The sequence below is a fragment of the Aureimonas sp. N4 genome, from assembly GCF_001463925.1.
Classification (GTDB): Bacteria; Pseudomonadota; Alphaproteobacteria; order Rhizobiales; family Rhizobiaceae; genus Aureimonas; species Aureimonas ureilytica_A.
Genome location: NZ_BBWS01000046.1, coordinates 76,294 through 88,960 on the forward strand (window position 1 = coordinate 76,294; position 12,667 = coordinate 88,960).

Annotated in this window: 13 protein-coding genes and 1 other RNA gene; 7 read left to right on the plus strand and 7 right to left on the minus strand. The window is 66.4% G+C overall.

Going from position 1 to position 12,667, the window contains the following annotated elements; translation table 11 throughout:
- Positions 1-101 precede the first annotated feature (101 nt).
- On the minus strand, positions 102-1,076 hold the full coding sequence (nudC, locus tag AUL28_RS14665; protein ID WP_062233944.1) for an NAD(+) diphosphatase: 975 nt from the start codon (positions 1,074-1,076) through the stop codon (positions 102-104).
- Complete coding sequence (locus AUL28_RS14670) at positions 1,073-1,489, minus strand: HIT domain-containing protein (RefSeq protein WP_058601001.1); 417 nt, start codon at positions 1,487-1,489, stop codon at positions 1,073-1,075. The genes nudC and AUL28_RS14670 overlap by 4 nt, the downstream gene beginning before the upstream one ends.
- Before the next feature lie 30 nt (positions 1,490-1,519).
- Between AUL28_RS14670 and ffs the strand changes: the two genes are divergently transcribed.
- The 4 genes from ffs to recR all read left to right on the plus strand — a co-directional run bounded on the left by ffs (position 1,520) and on the right by recR (position 4,873).
- An RNA gene (ffs, locus tag AUL28_RS14675) (signal recognition particle sRNA small type) lies at positions 1,520-1,616 on the plus strand.
- 240 nt (positions 1,617-1,856) lie between these two features.
- Positions 1,857-3,830, plus strand: a complete 1,974-nt coding sequence (locus AUL28_RS14680; RefSeq protein WP_062233947.1) for a DNA polymerase III subunit gamma/tau — start codon at positions 1,857-1,859, stop codon at positions 3,828-3,830.
- 39 nt (positions 3,831-3,869) lie between these two features.
- On the plus strand, positions 3,870-4,193 hold the full coding sequence (locus tag AUL28_RS14685; RefSeq protein WP_062233949.1) for a YbaB/EbfC family nucleoid-associated protein: 324 nt from the start codon (positions 3,870-3,872) through the stop codon (positions 4,191-4,193).
- Positions 4,194-4,267: 74 nt separating this feature from the next.
- Positions 4,268-4,873 (plus strand): recombination mediator RecR, encoded by a 606-nt coding sequence (gene recR / locus AUL28_RS14690; protein WP_062222899.1) that lies wholly within the window; start codon positions 4,268-4,270, stop codon positions 4,871-4,873.
- A 3-nt stretch (positions 4,874-4,876) separates the two neighbouring features.
- Here recR and AUL28_RS14695 read toward each other — a convergent pair whose 3' ends face one another.
- A complete protein-coding gene (locus AUL28_RS14695) occupies positions 4,877-5,350 on the minus strand; it encodes a monooxygenase family protein (protein ID WP_062233952.1) in 474 nt (157 codons plus the stop codon).
- 61 nt (positions 5,351-5,411) lie between these two features.
- Here AUL28_RS14695 and AUL28_RS14700 point away from each other — a divergent pair, with 61 nt between their 5' ends.
- From AUL28_RS14700 to AUL28_RS14710, 3 genes are all read left to right on the plus strand, one after another.
- On the plus strand, positions 5,412-5,954 hold the full coding sequence (locus tag AUL28_RS14700; RefSeq protein ID WP_082640481.1) for a TetR/AcrR family transcriptional regulator: 543 nt from the start codon (positions 5,412-5,414) through the stop codon (positions 5,952-5,954).
- Between the two features lie 84 nt (positions 5,955-6,038).
- Entirely contained in the window at positions 6,039-7,274 is a 1,236-nt protein-coding gene (locus AUL28_RS14705; RefSeq protein ID WP_062234306.1) for a lytic murein transglycosylase, read from the plus strand.
- 115 nt (positions 7,275-7,389) lie between these two features.
- Positions 7,390-8,301: a cation diffusion facilitator family transporter gene (locus AUL28_RS14710; protein WP_062233955.1), complete on the plus strand. Its 912-nt coding sequence runs from the start codon at positions 7,390-7,392 to the stop codon at positions 8,299-8,301.
- An 85-nt stretch (positions 8,302-8,386) separates the two neighbouring features.
- Here AUL28_RS14710 and AUL28_RS22180 read toward each other — a convergent pair whose 3' ends face one another.
- The 4 genes from AUL28_RS22180 to AUL28_RS14725 all read right to left on the minus strand — a co-directional run bounded on the left by AUL28_RS22180 (position 8,387) and on the right by AUL28_RS14725 (position 12,622).
- Positions 8,387-8,935 (minus strand): GNAT family N-acetyltransferase, encoded by a 549-nt coding sequence (locus AUL28_RS22180; protein WP_082640482.1) that lies wholly within the window; start codon positions 8,933-8,935, stop codon positions 8,387-8,389.
- A gap of 234 nt (positions 8,936-9,169) precedes the next feature.
- Complete coding sequence (locus AUL28_RS14715) at positions 9,170-9,616, minus strand: glyoxalase superfamily protein (protein ID WP_062233958.1); 447 nt, start codon at positions 9,614-9,616, stop codon at positions 9,170-9,172.
- Between the two features lie 213 nt (positions 9,617-9,829).
- Positions 9,830-11,326 (minus strand): serine protease, encoded by a 1,497-nt coding sequence (locus AUL28_RS14720; RefSeq protein WP_062233961.1) that lies wholly within the window; start codon positions 11,324-11,326, stop codon positions 9,830-9,832.
- A gap of 138 nt (positions 11,327-11,464) precedes the next feature.
- Positions 11,465-12,622 (minus strand): DNA recombination protein RmuC, encoded by a 1,158-nt coding sequence (locus tag AUL28_RS14725; protein WP_062234309.1) that lies wholly within the window; start codon positions 12,620-12,622, stop codon positions 11,465-11,467.
- Positions 12,623-12,667: the final 45 nt, after the last annotated feature.

Genomic DNA, 12,667 nt, shown 5'->3' on the forward strand with positions numbered 1-12,667 from the left:
GCGACCCCTCTGCCTCTTAGGAGAGCAAAGTCTGCACGCCAGTTGTGCAATCTGCGCATGGCATGGTCATATTTCCGTTCATCGCATTTTAAGAAATTGCCTCATAGAAATGCATCATCGCGCTCCCTGCCTTCCAAAAAGGCACGAATCAGGTGGTGCGCAATGGCGAAGGGAGCCGGTAGGGTGAGCCCTTGTGGGTGCTGCCCTTCCAGCATGGCGCGCACCTCCTCGCGGTCGAACCAGCGGCAATCCTCCAGTTCCGCGCCGTCGAACTGGATCTCCGTCGTCAGCGCCTCGGCCGTGCAGCCGATCATCAGCGAGTTCGGAAAGGGCCAGGGCTGCGAGGAATGGTAGCACACGGCGCCGACCGTGATCCCAGCTTCCTCGAAGGTTTCGCGGCGCACCGCGTCCTCGATCGTCTCGCCTGCCTCGATGAAGCCGGCAAGGCAGGACCACATGCCTGCGGGAAAATGCGGCTGCCGCCCCATGAGGCAGCGGCCGGCCCCGTCCTGCACCAGCATGATCGACACCGGGTCCGTGCGCGGAAAGATCATGTGATCGCATTTTGTGCAGCGGCGTCGGAAGCCTGCTGCCTCCGACACGGTTGCGCCGCCGCAGCGCCCGCAGAAGCGGGCCGAATCATGCCAGTTCAGGAGATGGGCGGCTTGGGCGAGCTGCCCTTCCGTGTCGGCGTCGAGGGCTACGTGCAGGCCGAGCGTGCGCAGGTCGAACAGCGACAGGCCACCCAGACGCCGCTCCGCCCCTTCGCCCTCCATCCCGAGTGCTGCGATCCGCGCCTCCGATAGGCGCACGGCCAGACGCGGCTGCCCATCCCCGGTGTGGCCGAGCAGAAGCTCCGCCTCTTGCGAACCCAAAAGCGCCTGCGCTTCCGCGCGCCCGAAGAGCGGGCGAATCGCGTCGCCATCCTGATGCGCCAGCCATTGCCCGGCTGCCTGGACATAGAAGCCGGCCTCCGGGTGATCCAGCGCCTCGGCAAGGCTCGTTTCGGTTCGGAGCTCTCCGTCGCGGACGAGGCGGTTGCCGACAAAGCCGAGGCGGGGGGACGGAGCGCTCATGACAGGCTTTCGAGAAGGCGGGCGCGAAGGGACTGCGCCTCATCGGAGGAATAGGGCTCGCGCGCGCCGAAACCCCAGACGGGGCCGGGCCAGTTCGGATCGCCCTTCTGGCGCGCGACGACATGAAGATGGAACTGACGCACGATATTGCCCAGCGTCGCGACATTCATCTTTTCCGCCCCCGTCAAAGCCTGCATCGCCTTCGCAACGTCACAGGCTTCCGCGTCGAGCTGATGGCGATCCTCGGCTGCGAGATCGAACAGTTCCACGATCCCGGCGCGGCGCGGCACCAAAATCGCCCAGGGCCAGCGGCGGTCGTTCATCAGGAGAAGGCGCGACAGCGGCAGGTCGGAGACGAAAATCGTGTCGGCCCGAAGGCGTTCGTCGAGTTCGTGATCGGTGGTGGCTTGCATTCGGCACGTTTCTCCACGATATGAGCCTTGGGAGGTTGGTGGTGGACGAGCCGCTCGCCAACCGGGTCAGGTCCGGAAGGAAGCAGCCCCAGCGAATCCGGCGCGGGTCATCGTGCCAGCCTCCCACCCTTTCCCTCGCCCGTTTTGATCCGTTCGCCAAGCCCGCTCGCGTGTAAGAGCCGGCTTCGAAGAGCTATGGGCGCGAATGGCCTCCCACGCATGGCCTCGCCTCCTGCGCATTGCATTGAGCGAAAAGCCTTGTAGACCCGTCCCAGCGACAAAGCGCGGGTTCCAATCGGGCCCCTTTGCTTTAGTGTCGCGCCGCGTGGGCTCGCCCCGGCGCGGGGGCGCATTCGAACGAGACGGCATGGCTGAGAACGGCGACGAACTGGCTGAAACGGGGGGCTCGAGCGGCTCCTACCGCGTTCTCGCGCGTAAATACCGGCCGCGCTCCTTCGACGACCTGATCGGCCAGGAGCCGATGGTGCGCACCCTTACCAACGCCTTCGAGGCGAATCGCATCGCCCAGGCCTGGATGCTGACGGGCGTGCGCGGCGTCGGCAAGACGACCACCGCCCGCATCCTCGCCCGCGCCCTGAATTACGAGACCGAGACGATCCACCAGCCGACCATCCATATGGTCGAGCCCGGCATCCACGATCAGGCGATCATGGAAGGCCGGCATGTGGACGTGGTGGAGATGGACGCCGCCTCGCACACGGGCATCGACGATATCCGTGAGATCATCGCGCAGGTGCGCTATCGCCCGGTTTCGGCGCGCTACAAGGTCTATATTATCGACGAGGTGCACATGCTGTCCACGCAGGCCTTCAACGGCCTGCTGAAGACGCTGGAAGAGCCGCCCGAGCATGTGAAATTCGTCTTCGCGACGACCGAAATCCGCAAGGTTCCCATCACCGTCCTGTCGCGCTGCCAGCGCTTCGACCTGCGCCGCGTCGATCCGGCCACGATGATGAGCCATCTCCAGCGCGTGCTCGGCTCCGAAAAGATCGAGGCCGAGGAAGGCGCGCTGCGCCTCATCGCCCGCGCCTCCGAGGGCTCGGTGCGCGATGCGTTGTCGCTCACCGACCAGGCCATCGCGCACGGCGCGGGCCATGTCTCCGCGCAGACCGTGCGCGACATGCTGGGCTTGGCCGATCGCGCGCGGGTGGTGGATCTGTTCGAGCTTCTGATGAAGGGCGACGGGGCAGGGGCCTTGCGCGAGTTCGCCGAGCAATATCAGGCCGGAGCCGATCCGGTCGTGGTGCTGACCGATCTCGCCGATTTCAGCCATCTCGTCACCTCGCTGCGCTTCGTGCCGGAAACGGCGGGCGACGCTTCGCTCTCGCCCGACGAGGTGGAGCGCGGGCGCGACTTCGCCGCGCGCCTCTCCGTGCGCACCCTGTCGGAAGTCTGGCAGATGCTTCTCAAGGCGATCGAGGAGGCGCGCTCCGCCGCCTCGCCCCGTCAGGCCGCCGAAATGGCGCTGATCCGCATCGCCTATGCCGCCGATCTGCCTTCGCCGGACGAACTCGTGAAGCTTCTGCGCGAAGGCGGCGGTCAACTGGCGGCGCTCGGTGGCGCGCTGGGCGGTCAGCCACGCCTGCCGGGCAACGGCGCGCCGGGTGGCTCGGCGGTTGATGCGCGTGGCTCCCTGGGGCCGAACGGCTCGGGGCCCGGCGGCGGGCCGACCATGCAGCTGCGCACGATCCAGGGCGGCGGACTGTCGCTCGCCGCGCGCATGGCCGCGCCCGCGCCGGACGCGCAGCCCGCGCGCGTCGGCGCGGTGGATGCCGATCCGCTCTCTATGCCGGCCTCCTTGCGCGATCTCGAAAAGCTCGCGGGCGAGAAGCGCGATTCGCTGATGAAGACGCGCATTCGCCGCTATCTCCGGCTGGTGCGCATCGAGCCCGGCCGCCTGGAAATCCAGCCCGCCGAAGGCGCGCCGGTGAGCTTTGCCGGCGATCTCGCCAAGCGTCTGTTCGACTGGACGGGCCTGCGCTGGGTCGTCACCGTCGCGCCGTCGGGCGGCAGCGAGACGCTGGAGGAGATCGAGGCGGCGCGGCGCGCGCAGCTGATCCGCGAGGCGGAGGCCGACCCCGATGTCGCGGCCATTCTCGCCGCCATGCCGGGCGCGAAAGTGCGCGAGGTGCGCCTGCGCAGCGAGCCGGAAACGCCGCCCGAGCCGGAACCCGCCGAGCCCCTGGACGATTTCGTCGGGGATGGTGGCCTGCCTGAACAATATGATGTGGGCGAGCCGGACCTTGGCATGGGCGGCGCGGATGACGACATAGCGTTCGACGCGTCGCTGGAACCCGGCGACGACGATGACGACGACTGAGCTTTTCGATTCAACGCGGCAGAAGGAGCACGGCCCGGCATGAAGGATCTCATGGGCATGATGAAGCAGGCCAAGGCCATGCAGGAGAAGATGGGCAACCTGCAGGCCGAGATCGCGACCGCGACGGCCACCGGCCAGGCCGGCGGCGGCGTCGTGTCCGTGACGCTGAAAGGTTCGGGCGAACTGGAATCGCTCAATCTCGACCCCTCGCTTCTCAAGGCCGACGAGAAGGACATTCTCGAAGACCTCATCGTCGCCGCCCATGCCGACGCCAAGCGCAAGCTCGACGCCTTGATCCAGGAAAAGACGCAGGCCCTCACCGCCGGCCTGCCGCTGCCTCCGGGCCTGAAGCTGCCGTTCTAGGCTTTTCGCTACGCCTATGGCGGCCCTGCGGGGCCGCCCCATTGCCTGAGACACCGCTGAAAGCGTCTTCCCGAATGGCCAAGTCCATCGCCGGTCCCGAGATCGAGCGGCTGATCCAGCTTCTCGCCAAGCTGCCGGGGCTCGGCCCCCGCTCGGCCCGGCGCGCCGCCCTGCATCTGGTGAAGCGGCGCGAACAGCTCCTGCGCCCGCTCGGCGCGGCCATGGCCGAGGCGGCGGAGGAGGTGAAGGTCTGCTCGCATTGCGGCAATATCGACACGCGCGACCCTTGCACGATCTGCACCGATGCCGGGCGTGACCGCTCCACCGTGATCGTGGTGGAGGACGTGTCCGATCTCTGGGCGTTGGAGCGTGCCAAGGCGCTGAACGCCAGCTATCATGTGCTGGGCGGCGTGCTCTCGCCGCTGGAAGGAATCGGCCCGGAAGACCTCACCATCCGCCGCCTCGTGGAGCGCGTCACGGAAGGGGGCATTTCCGAGATCATCATCGCCGTGAACGCCACGGTCGAGGGTCAGACAACAGCGCATTACATCATCGACCAGCTCGACGGGTTCGATCTCAAGATCACGCGCCTCGCCCATGGTGTGCCGGTCGGCGGCGAGCTGGACTATCTCGACGAGGGCACGCTCTCGGCCGCCATGCGCTCGCGCACCAAGATATAGACCCTATCCCCGCCGCGCTTCGGCATCGGCGCGCACGCGGTCCCGGCTCGTCATGAAGGGGCCGATCGGCGCGCGCTCGGGCGCGAAGGCGGCGAGGCCGCCGGGCCGGGGCAGGTTGATATAGATCGCCTCGACGCCGCCGCGCGCGTGAAAGGCCTCGTGCCAGAAGCCGCAGGTCTGGGCATCGCGCAGGAAAGCGCGCCACCAGAGCGAATGGGGCTCGGCGCGGGTGAAGCGCTCCAGACTGTCCGGATCGCGCCAATATTGGCGGATGCCGACATGATTCCAACCATAAATGAACTGCTGGTCCCAGAGGAGCCCGTCCGGCGCGTGGTCGCGCAGCGCGCGCAGGCCCCGGCCAATGCGCAGGAGCGCCGGCACGCCGCGCCAGCCCTGCACCTGAAAACCCAGGAGCACCATCACAAGATCGGGAAAGGCGGAGAGATCGACGCTTTGGCGCTTCGGTTTGGCTTGCATCGGGAAGGCTTCCTTGTTTACACCGTAAACGTAGCGCGGAATGTGTACGGCGTAAACAGTCATGTCTCCCATCGAAGAGTCCGGTTTGCGTGCGCGGCTGATCGCAGCCGCTGTGGCGGCGCTGGAAGGGGGGGCGAATGATCTCAGCCTCCGGGCGCTGGCGCGGGATGTCGGCGTCTCGGCCATGGCGCCCTATCGCCACTTCGCCGACAAGGCCGCGCTCATGGGCGCGGTGGCCGGCCATGGGTTCGAGCGGCTTCGCGAGGCCTTGGTGGAAGCCGATGCGACGGCGGAGGGGAGCGAGGCCGTGGTCGCGCAGGGGCTCGCCTATCTCCGTTTCGCGCAAGCGCATCCCGCGCTGTTTCGCCTGATGTTCTCGGGCGCCTGCGTGCCGCGCGAGCCTGTGGGTGAAACGGCTTACGGCGTTCTGGCGCGCCGGGTGGCCACGTTGACGAACGACCCCGCCGCCACGCTCGCCTGCTGGGCGCTGGTGCATGGGCTGGCGGTCCTGGCGCTGGACGGCCGCGCGCCGCCGGACGGGACGGGGACGGGCGACCCGGCCGCCGTGCTGCGCCTTCTGGCCGGCCCTCTCGCCAAGACGTGAGACCCCTCGCCACGAGTTCGACGCAAGCTCGTGGCCTTAGCCTTCCGGCGGGAGAGGGACTGTCTCCCCCAAGGAATCCGCATGATGAAGAAGCGACTGGCGGCCCTGTGCCTTGCCCTGATGGCTGTGACGGCGCCCGCGTTGGCCGCGCCCAAGCCCGAGATCGAGGCCGGCTTCCGCCGCTTTCTGGAGGGTGAAATCTGGCCCGAGGCGCGGGCGAAGGGCGTGTCGCGCGCGACCTTCGACGCCGCCTTCCGGGGCGTGGAGCCCAACTTGAGCCTGCCCGACCTGCAGCTCCCCGGCCAGAAGCCGAAGGTGGAGGAGGTGAACCGTCAGGCCGAGTTCCAGAGCCCCGCCGCCTATTTCGACGAGAAGAAGATCGCGGGCGTCGTCGCCAAGGGCCGCGCGCTCCTGCAGGCCAACGGCGCGCTTCTCCAGCGCATCGAACGCGAAACAGGCGTTCCCGGTCCGATCGTTCTCGCCGTCTGGGGCCGCGAGTCCGGCTATGGCGCGGCGAAGATTCCCTACAATGCCTTCGAGGTGCTCGGCACCAAGGCCTATCTCTCGCGCCGCAAGGAGATGTTCCGCGCCGAGCTGATCGCTGCTCTCAAGATCGTGCAGGAAGGCCATCTCAAGGTCTCGGACATGAAGTCCTCCTGGGCCGGCGCGCTGGGTCAGCCGCAGTTCATGCCTTCGAAATTTCGCGCGCTTGCGGTGGACGAGGATGGCGACGGTCGCCCCGATATCTGGAATTCGGTGCCCGACACGCTCGCCTCCATCGCCCATTATCTCCAGATGTCGGGCTGGCAGCGCGGCCGGCCCTGGGGCTACGAGGCGCGCTTTCCAGCCGGCGTGTCCTGCACGGGTGAGGGGCCGGATCGTCCGCGCCCGATCGCCGATTTCGCCAAAGCCGGGGTCGCGCGCGCCTCGGGCCGCGGCTTTCCCGACGCCGAGCTGAAGCGCCCCGGCCATCTCCTGATGCCGGCGGGCCGCCTCGGGCCGGCTTTCGTCGCGACGCCCAATTTCTACGTCATCAAGGAATACAACAATTCCGACCTCTACGCCCTGTTCATCGGCCATGTGGCCGACCGGATCGCCGGCGGCGGGGGCTTCGACGCGCGCTGGCCGGGCGCGTCCGGCCTGACGCGGGGCGACGTCTCGCGCCTTCAGGAGCGGTTGCAGAAACAGGGTTACGATGTCGGCGGCACGGACGGCTTGGCCGGCTTCAAGACGCGCCGCTCCATCGGCCAGGCGGAGGAGAAGCTGGGCCTGCCCGCCACCTGCTGGCCGACCCCGGCGCTCGCCAAGAAACTCGGTTGATGCCAAGCGGCTCGGCTGACGACGCGTTCGTGAGCGGCCTGTCAGCGTCCGGCAGGCTGCTTCTTTAACCGGCCTGCCCTAGCTCCTTGTCGATTGCCACGACCGGAGCCCTCCGATGCCTGCCGCCGCGCCCGACGAAAGCGCCGTTCTGAAGCTTTCCATCGCCATGACGCTCCTGATCGGGGCGACGGGCGTCGTGTTCGGCATCCTGTCGGGATCGCTGTCGATCGCGTTCGATGGCGTCTTCTCCGTGGTGGATGCCTCGATGACCGGCATGGCGCTTCTCGTCACGCGCCTCATCGCGCGCGACACGAGCCAGCGTTTCCAGATGGGCTTCTGGCATTTCGAGCCCATGGTGCTCGCCTTCAATGGCGGGCTTCTGTCGCTTCTCTCCTTCTATGCCTTCGTCAACGCCATTGGCACGATCCTCGATGGCGGGCGCTCGCTCGAATTCGGCTGGGCCATCGTCTATTCGTTTTTCGTCGTCGTGATCTGCATCGTGATGGCGATCTACGGCCGGCGCGCCAACCGCGTCCTCAACTCCTCCTTCATCGCGCTGGACGCCAAGGGCTGGGTCATGTCCGGCGCGATCACCGCCGCGCTGCTCTGCGCCTTCATCGTCGCCTGGGCGCTGGAGGGCACAGCCTACGCGCATTGGACGCCTTATGTGGATCCGGCGATCCTCGCGCTCCTGACCCTCTGTCTCATTCCCGTTCCGCTTCAGACGGTATTCAAGGCCTTTCAGGACATCCTGCTGCTCGCCCCGGCCGATCTCGACGCCCTGGCCCGGCGGGTAGCCGACGAGACCGTGCGCCGCCACGGCTTCATCCGCGCCCACACCTATGTCTCGCGCGCCGGCCGCTCGCGCATGGTGGAGATCCATTTCGTCGTGCCTCCCGACCGCGACTTCGGCCGCATCGGCGCCTTCGACGCCATCCGTGAGGAAGTCGGCAAGGCCATCGGCGGCGCAGGCCCGGATCGCTGGCTGACGGTGGCGTTCACGGGGGATGAGAAGTGGGCGGTTTGAGCGGGCGAGCGTTTGAGTCTGGGAAGGGGGAGTTTCCGCCCTTCCAACGGTTCGTTGCATCTACTGTCGGCTTCGAGTCTCTCTCCTATCGGATTCGAGCGTATCTGGCGCAGTCTCGCGGACACTGCGAGACGTTCGGATGAAGGAAGTATCGGCGTAGAATGCCCTCTCGGGTCATGCCGGCTTTCTCCATAACCCGTGCAGAGGCGGGATTATCGACATCGCAGAAGGCTTCTGTGCGAAACACCGTTGGATGAGACAAGGCATGCTCAACGAGCCATGTCAGTATCTCGGTCGCGCAACCGTTCCCCCAGGCGCTACGAGCTAGAACGTAGCCGTAGTTCACCTTGCCGGGTTCTACATGGGGATGGAACATGCCGATGATGTCATCGGGATTCGAATTGGGAGACACGACTAACGGGTAGCCGCGTCCCGTCTCCCATTCCTGTGCGACGTTCTCCACAAAGCGTTCGGTCTCGCACAGCTCCGCATGGGGCCGCCAACCCAAGTAGCGGGTGACAGTCGTGTCCCTGGCATAGCTGTCGAAGATCGAAGAAGCGTCCTGCGAAGTGACCCGGCGCAGACGATAGCGCGAGGTCTCGAAACTTTCCGGTAAGCGATAGAGTCCATCCATCGTCCGATGGTCGCGCTTACCGAAGCTCTTCACAAGAGCAGATTCACGGCGCTCACGCAGGAGGCCCCCGGGTCGCTCCGAGGGCCATGCTTTTGTCCAGCGCCCTAAGACCTCACGCGATCTTGCCGCCGCCCTGCTTCGTGATGGCGACGACCGAGGGGCGTGTCGGGCTGGAATTTCGGGCTGATGGTCGAGCGGTTTTCTTCGATGCTCGCTCGCAACGTCCGGGCGGGCCTACCAGAGCAACTCGACCTGCGGCCGTCCGTTCGAGGTCTTCTCCATCGTACGCCCCGTGCCGTCGACACGGCAGGACACGCGCCGGCGAAAGGCCGAGAAACTGTCGAAGGTCACGACATCGACGGGCTCGTCGAACTGGAGCACGAGGCGATAGCGACCGCTCTCGCTCCCCAGCGCCTCGACTCCGAGGACGGACGCCTCGAAGGGCTGGCCGAGATAGAAGCCTTTGACGCGCGCGCCGAGGCGGTACGGGTCGAAGGCGCCGCGATGGCCGATCTGGGCGTGAAGCGTGTTCCAGTCTCGAAAGCCGTGCTGGGCGGCGACAAGCTCCAGCGACTTGGAATAAGACAGGGTCTGGCCGTCCTCGCTGAGTGCGGCGCGCAGACGCTTGGCCTGATCCTTCAGTCCGTCGAGGGCAGGGAGGGGCCTGGGGGAACGTGTCATAAGGGTCTCCGCTCGGTGCATGTCGATATGCGAGGGGAGTCCGCGTTGCCGCCCGCGACATGCCACAAGGGATGACCGTTGGACGCTGTTCGATCGGAGAGCTTCACCAAGGGCGTTCAGCCTGCGGACGGCCGGGGCTCTCCAGCCCGTGGCCGTCACCATAGCGCGCAACAAGGCGGCCCGTCAAAGGCCGCCTTGTTGTATCTGGCGCATTTACTTCGTGCCGAGGCAGAGCACGGGATAGATCGAGTCCTGCACCTTGGCCGTCGCGTCCGGCACGCTTTCCAGCGCGGCCTTGGCATCGGCCGTCTGATAGGCGACCTTGTGCTGGTCGAGGAAGCGGGTGGCGGCGTCCGGGCGGATCGCGAAGTTGATGGACTGCGGAATATCGCCCGTCAGATCGGCAACGGCCACGGCGTTGAGCTTGGCGGTGACGACGCCGACGACGCGGCCGGCCAGATCCACCAGCGGGCCCCCCGAATTGCCGGGCTGCACGGGCGCCGAAATCTGCAGGTAGTTCGCGTCGTTCATCAGCCCCATGAGCGAGGAGATGTTGCCGCGTGTCACGTTCAGGCTATCGGCCAGGATGGACCGCAGTGGGAAGCCGAGGGCGAGAATGTCCTCGCCCAGACGCGGCTTGTTGGTGACGATCGGCAGCGGCTTGCCGACCGGAGCATCGACCTTCAGGAGCGCCAGATCGTGCCCCTCGTCCACCACCACCTTGGACGCCGCGCCGAGATCGCCGACCAGAACGGTCTTGCAGCTCTTGGCGACATGCGCGTTGGTCAGCAGCCAGCCATCCTTGGACACGACGAAGCCGGTGCCTGACGAGTCGAAGCCAGGGGCCGCGAGCGCCGGGCCTTGGGGCTCGCCGGCGGGCGGCGTCGCGGTCTGCGTTTCGTGCTCGCCAAAGGCGACACCTTCAGCGCGGCCGGAGCGAAAGAGCTTGGCCATGGGGCCGAGTTCCTCGCTATGCGGCTCGCCCGCGAACGGGTCGAAAGCATTGGAGGCGACCACCGTATAGGGCTTGATGGCCGCTTCGTGCCCCTTGTCCCAGGCGACGGAGAAGCCGCGCAGATCACCGTTGCGATCGGCGAAGCGAATCAGGAAGGAACGCCCGTCCTCCTGACCGCGAATGGTAAAGCCATCGTTGGACAGCGTGGAGGAGGAGACTGTCTTGTTGTCGCCATCCGTGGACAGGACGTTGAAGACACCCTGAAGCGAGTAACCCTCGTCATGGAAGCGAACCGTCTCGATCTCGACGCCGCTATCGGCCGAGCGCCAGACCGAGCCGACTTCGGTTTCGCCAGCGGGGGAGACGAGCGCGCCGGGCAGGCCGACGCGGACGCCGGTACGATCGTCGCGCACCAGCCGGTAGCCGAGCCCGTCGCGCACCTTGTCGCTCTCGGCAATCACCTTCTTGAGGAAGGCGTCCGTCATCACGCCGTCGGGTTTGAACCCGGTGCGGGCTTGAAAATCGCGAATGGCGCGCAATGTCTGGGGTCCGACGCGCCCGTCGAACGTGCCGTCATAGTCCCCCGTCCAGGCGAGGCGCGTCTGGAGGCCGATGCGGAAAGCCGCGTCGGTATTGTCATTATAGGCCGAAGCCAAATCCGTGCTGGCGAAGGCTTGCGTTGCCATGGCCGGAAGAGCCGCCGGCGACGCGCAGAGCACGAGACTTGCCAGAACTGCCTTCAACATACCACGCATGAGGTGGATCCCCGAATTTCCAGTCCTGTGGAAAACGCGGCGGAAGCATTTTCGATCCCGACACGTTAGCAGATTGTCAAGAATTGGCTGTCGGATTTTTTCCTCGGTTGCCGATTCTTTGGGGGAAACCCTCGGAATTTAACGATCGGCCTGATGACCTCCCCTGCCGCTCTCGGCTGGGCGAGAGGGTTCGCCCGGTTCCAGTTCGAGACTGCCGATTCGCGTTCCGCGCCGCACCAGCTTCTCCGTCGTGGTCAGGATCTGATCGACATCCCGGCCGGCTTGAGAGAAGTGGGTTCGAAGCGCCGAAACACGCGCGTCCAGCCTTTGCAGATCTTCGGTCAGAAGAATGACTTCCTTCTGAATCCTGCCCGCTTCCTGCCGCATTCTTTGATCTTTCAACAGGGCCTTCACGACCTCGATCGACAGCATCAGAAGCGAGGGTGACACAATCACCACACGTGCGCGGTGGGCGCGGCGGATCACGTCCTCGAAATGCTCGTTCAACTCCGCGAAAACCGATTCGGAGGGGAGGAAGATGAAGGCCGTGTCCTGCGTCTCGCCCGGCAGGAGGTACTTCTCGGAGACGGCCTTGATATGGACGTCCATGTCGCGGCGCAGGCGCTGCGCGGCGGCGTCGCGCTGCTCGTCGCTCGGCGCGTCGCGAAAGGCGTTCCAGGATTCCAGCGGGAATTTCGCGTCGATCACCAGCGACGGCGCGCCGTTCGGCATGGGAATGAGACAGTCTGGCCGCTTGCCGTTAGAGAGCGTCGCCTGAAAGGAATAGGCGCCGCGCGGCAGCGAATCCATGACGATGGCTTCCATGCGCGCCTGCCCGAAGGCCCCGCGCGCCTGCTTGTTGGCGAGAATATCCTGAAGCCGAACGACCTCCCCGGCGAGCCCCCGGATTTCGCCCTGCGCCCGGTCGATCACGGCGAGCCGCTCGGCCAGCCGCGTCAGCGTTTCGCCAGTCTGAATCTGCGCGTCCGACAGCGAGCGGCCGACGCGGTGGCCCATCCCGTCCAGCCGCTCCGCTACGCTGCGGGCCAGCTCCGCCTGCCGCGCGCCCAGCATTTCGCCCATGGAATGAACGCGGCCAGCCAGCTCGGCCTGCGCGCGCAAGAGCGCGTCCACCCCTTCGCCCTCGAAGCCTTCGGGCTGGCGAAACCGTCGCAGGAAGCGCCAGACGAGCCAGAGCGCAGCTGCCACGACCAAAGCTTCGCCGAGGCTCACAGGGCGCTGGCCGAGAGCGAACAAAGGCGTGTCGAGAAGGCCGGCGAGGTCAGCGAAGCGCATGGGGGCGAGCCTATGCGATTCGTCCGACATGCACCAGATCAAAAG

Bases quoted from the DNA above. Each gene is read 5' to 3' on its own strand.
- nudC (WP_062233944.1), bottom strand. From the start codon at position 1,076: ATGAGCGCTCCGTCCCCCCGCCTCGGCTTTGTCGGCAACCGCCTCGTC.
- AUL28_RS14670 (WP_058601001.1), bottom strand. From the start codon at position 1,489: ATGCAAGCCACCACCGATCACGAACTCGACGAACGCCTTCGGGCCGAC.
- AUL28_RS14680 (WP_062233947.1), top strand. From the start codon at position 1,857: ATGGCTGAGAACGGCGACGAACTGGCTGAAACGGGGGGCTCGAGCGGC.
- AUL28_RS14685 (WP_062233949.1), top strand. From the start codon at position 3,870: ATGAAGGATCTCATGGGCATGATGAAGCAGGCCAAGGCCATGCAGGAG.
- recR (WP_062222899.1), top strand. From the start codon at position 4,268: ATGGCCAAGTCCATCGCCGGTCCCGAGATCGAGCGGCTGATCCAGCTT.
- AUL28_RS14695 (WP_062233952.1), bottom strand. From the start codon at position 5,350: ATGCAAGCCAAACCGAAGCGCCAAAGCGTCGATCTCTCCGCCTTTCCC.
- AUL28_RS14700 (WP_082640481.1), top strand. From the start codon at position 5,412: ATGTCTCCCATCGAAGAGTCCGGTTTGCGTGCGCGGCTGATCGCAGCC.
- AUL28_RS14705 (WP_062234306.1), top strand. From the start codon at position 6,039: ATGAAGAAGCGACTGGCGGCCCTGTGCCTTGCCCTGATGGCTGTGACG.
- AUL28_RS14710 (WP_062233955.1), top strand. From the start codon at position 7,390: ATGCCTGCCGCCGCGCCCGACGAAAGCGCCGTTCTGAAGCTTTCCATC.
- AUL28_RS22180 (WP_082640482.1), bottom strand. From the start codon at position 8,935: ATGGATGGACTCTATCGCTTACCGGAAAGTTTCGAGACCTCGCGCTAT.
- AUL28_RS14715 (WP_062233958.1), bottom strand. From the start codon at position 9,616: ATGACACGTTCCCCCAGGCCCCTCCCTGCCCTCGACGGACTGAAGGAT.
- AUL28_RS14720 (WP_062233961.1), bottom strand. From the start codon at position 11,326: ATGCGTGGTATGTTGAAGGCAGTTCTGGCAAGTCTCGTGCTCTGCGCG.
- AUL28_RS14725 (WP_062234309.1), bottom strand. From the start codon at position 12,622: ATGCGCTTCGCTGACCTCGCCGGCCTTCTCGACACGCCTTTGTTCGCT.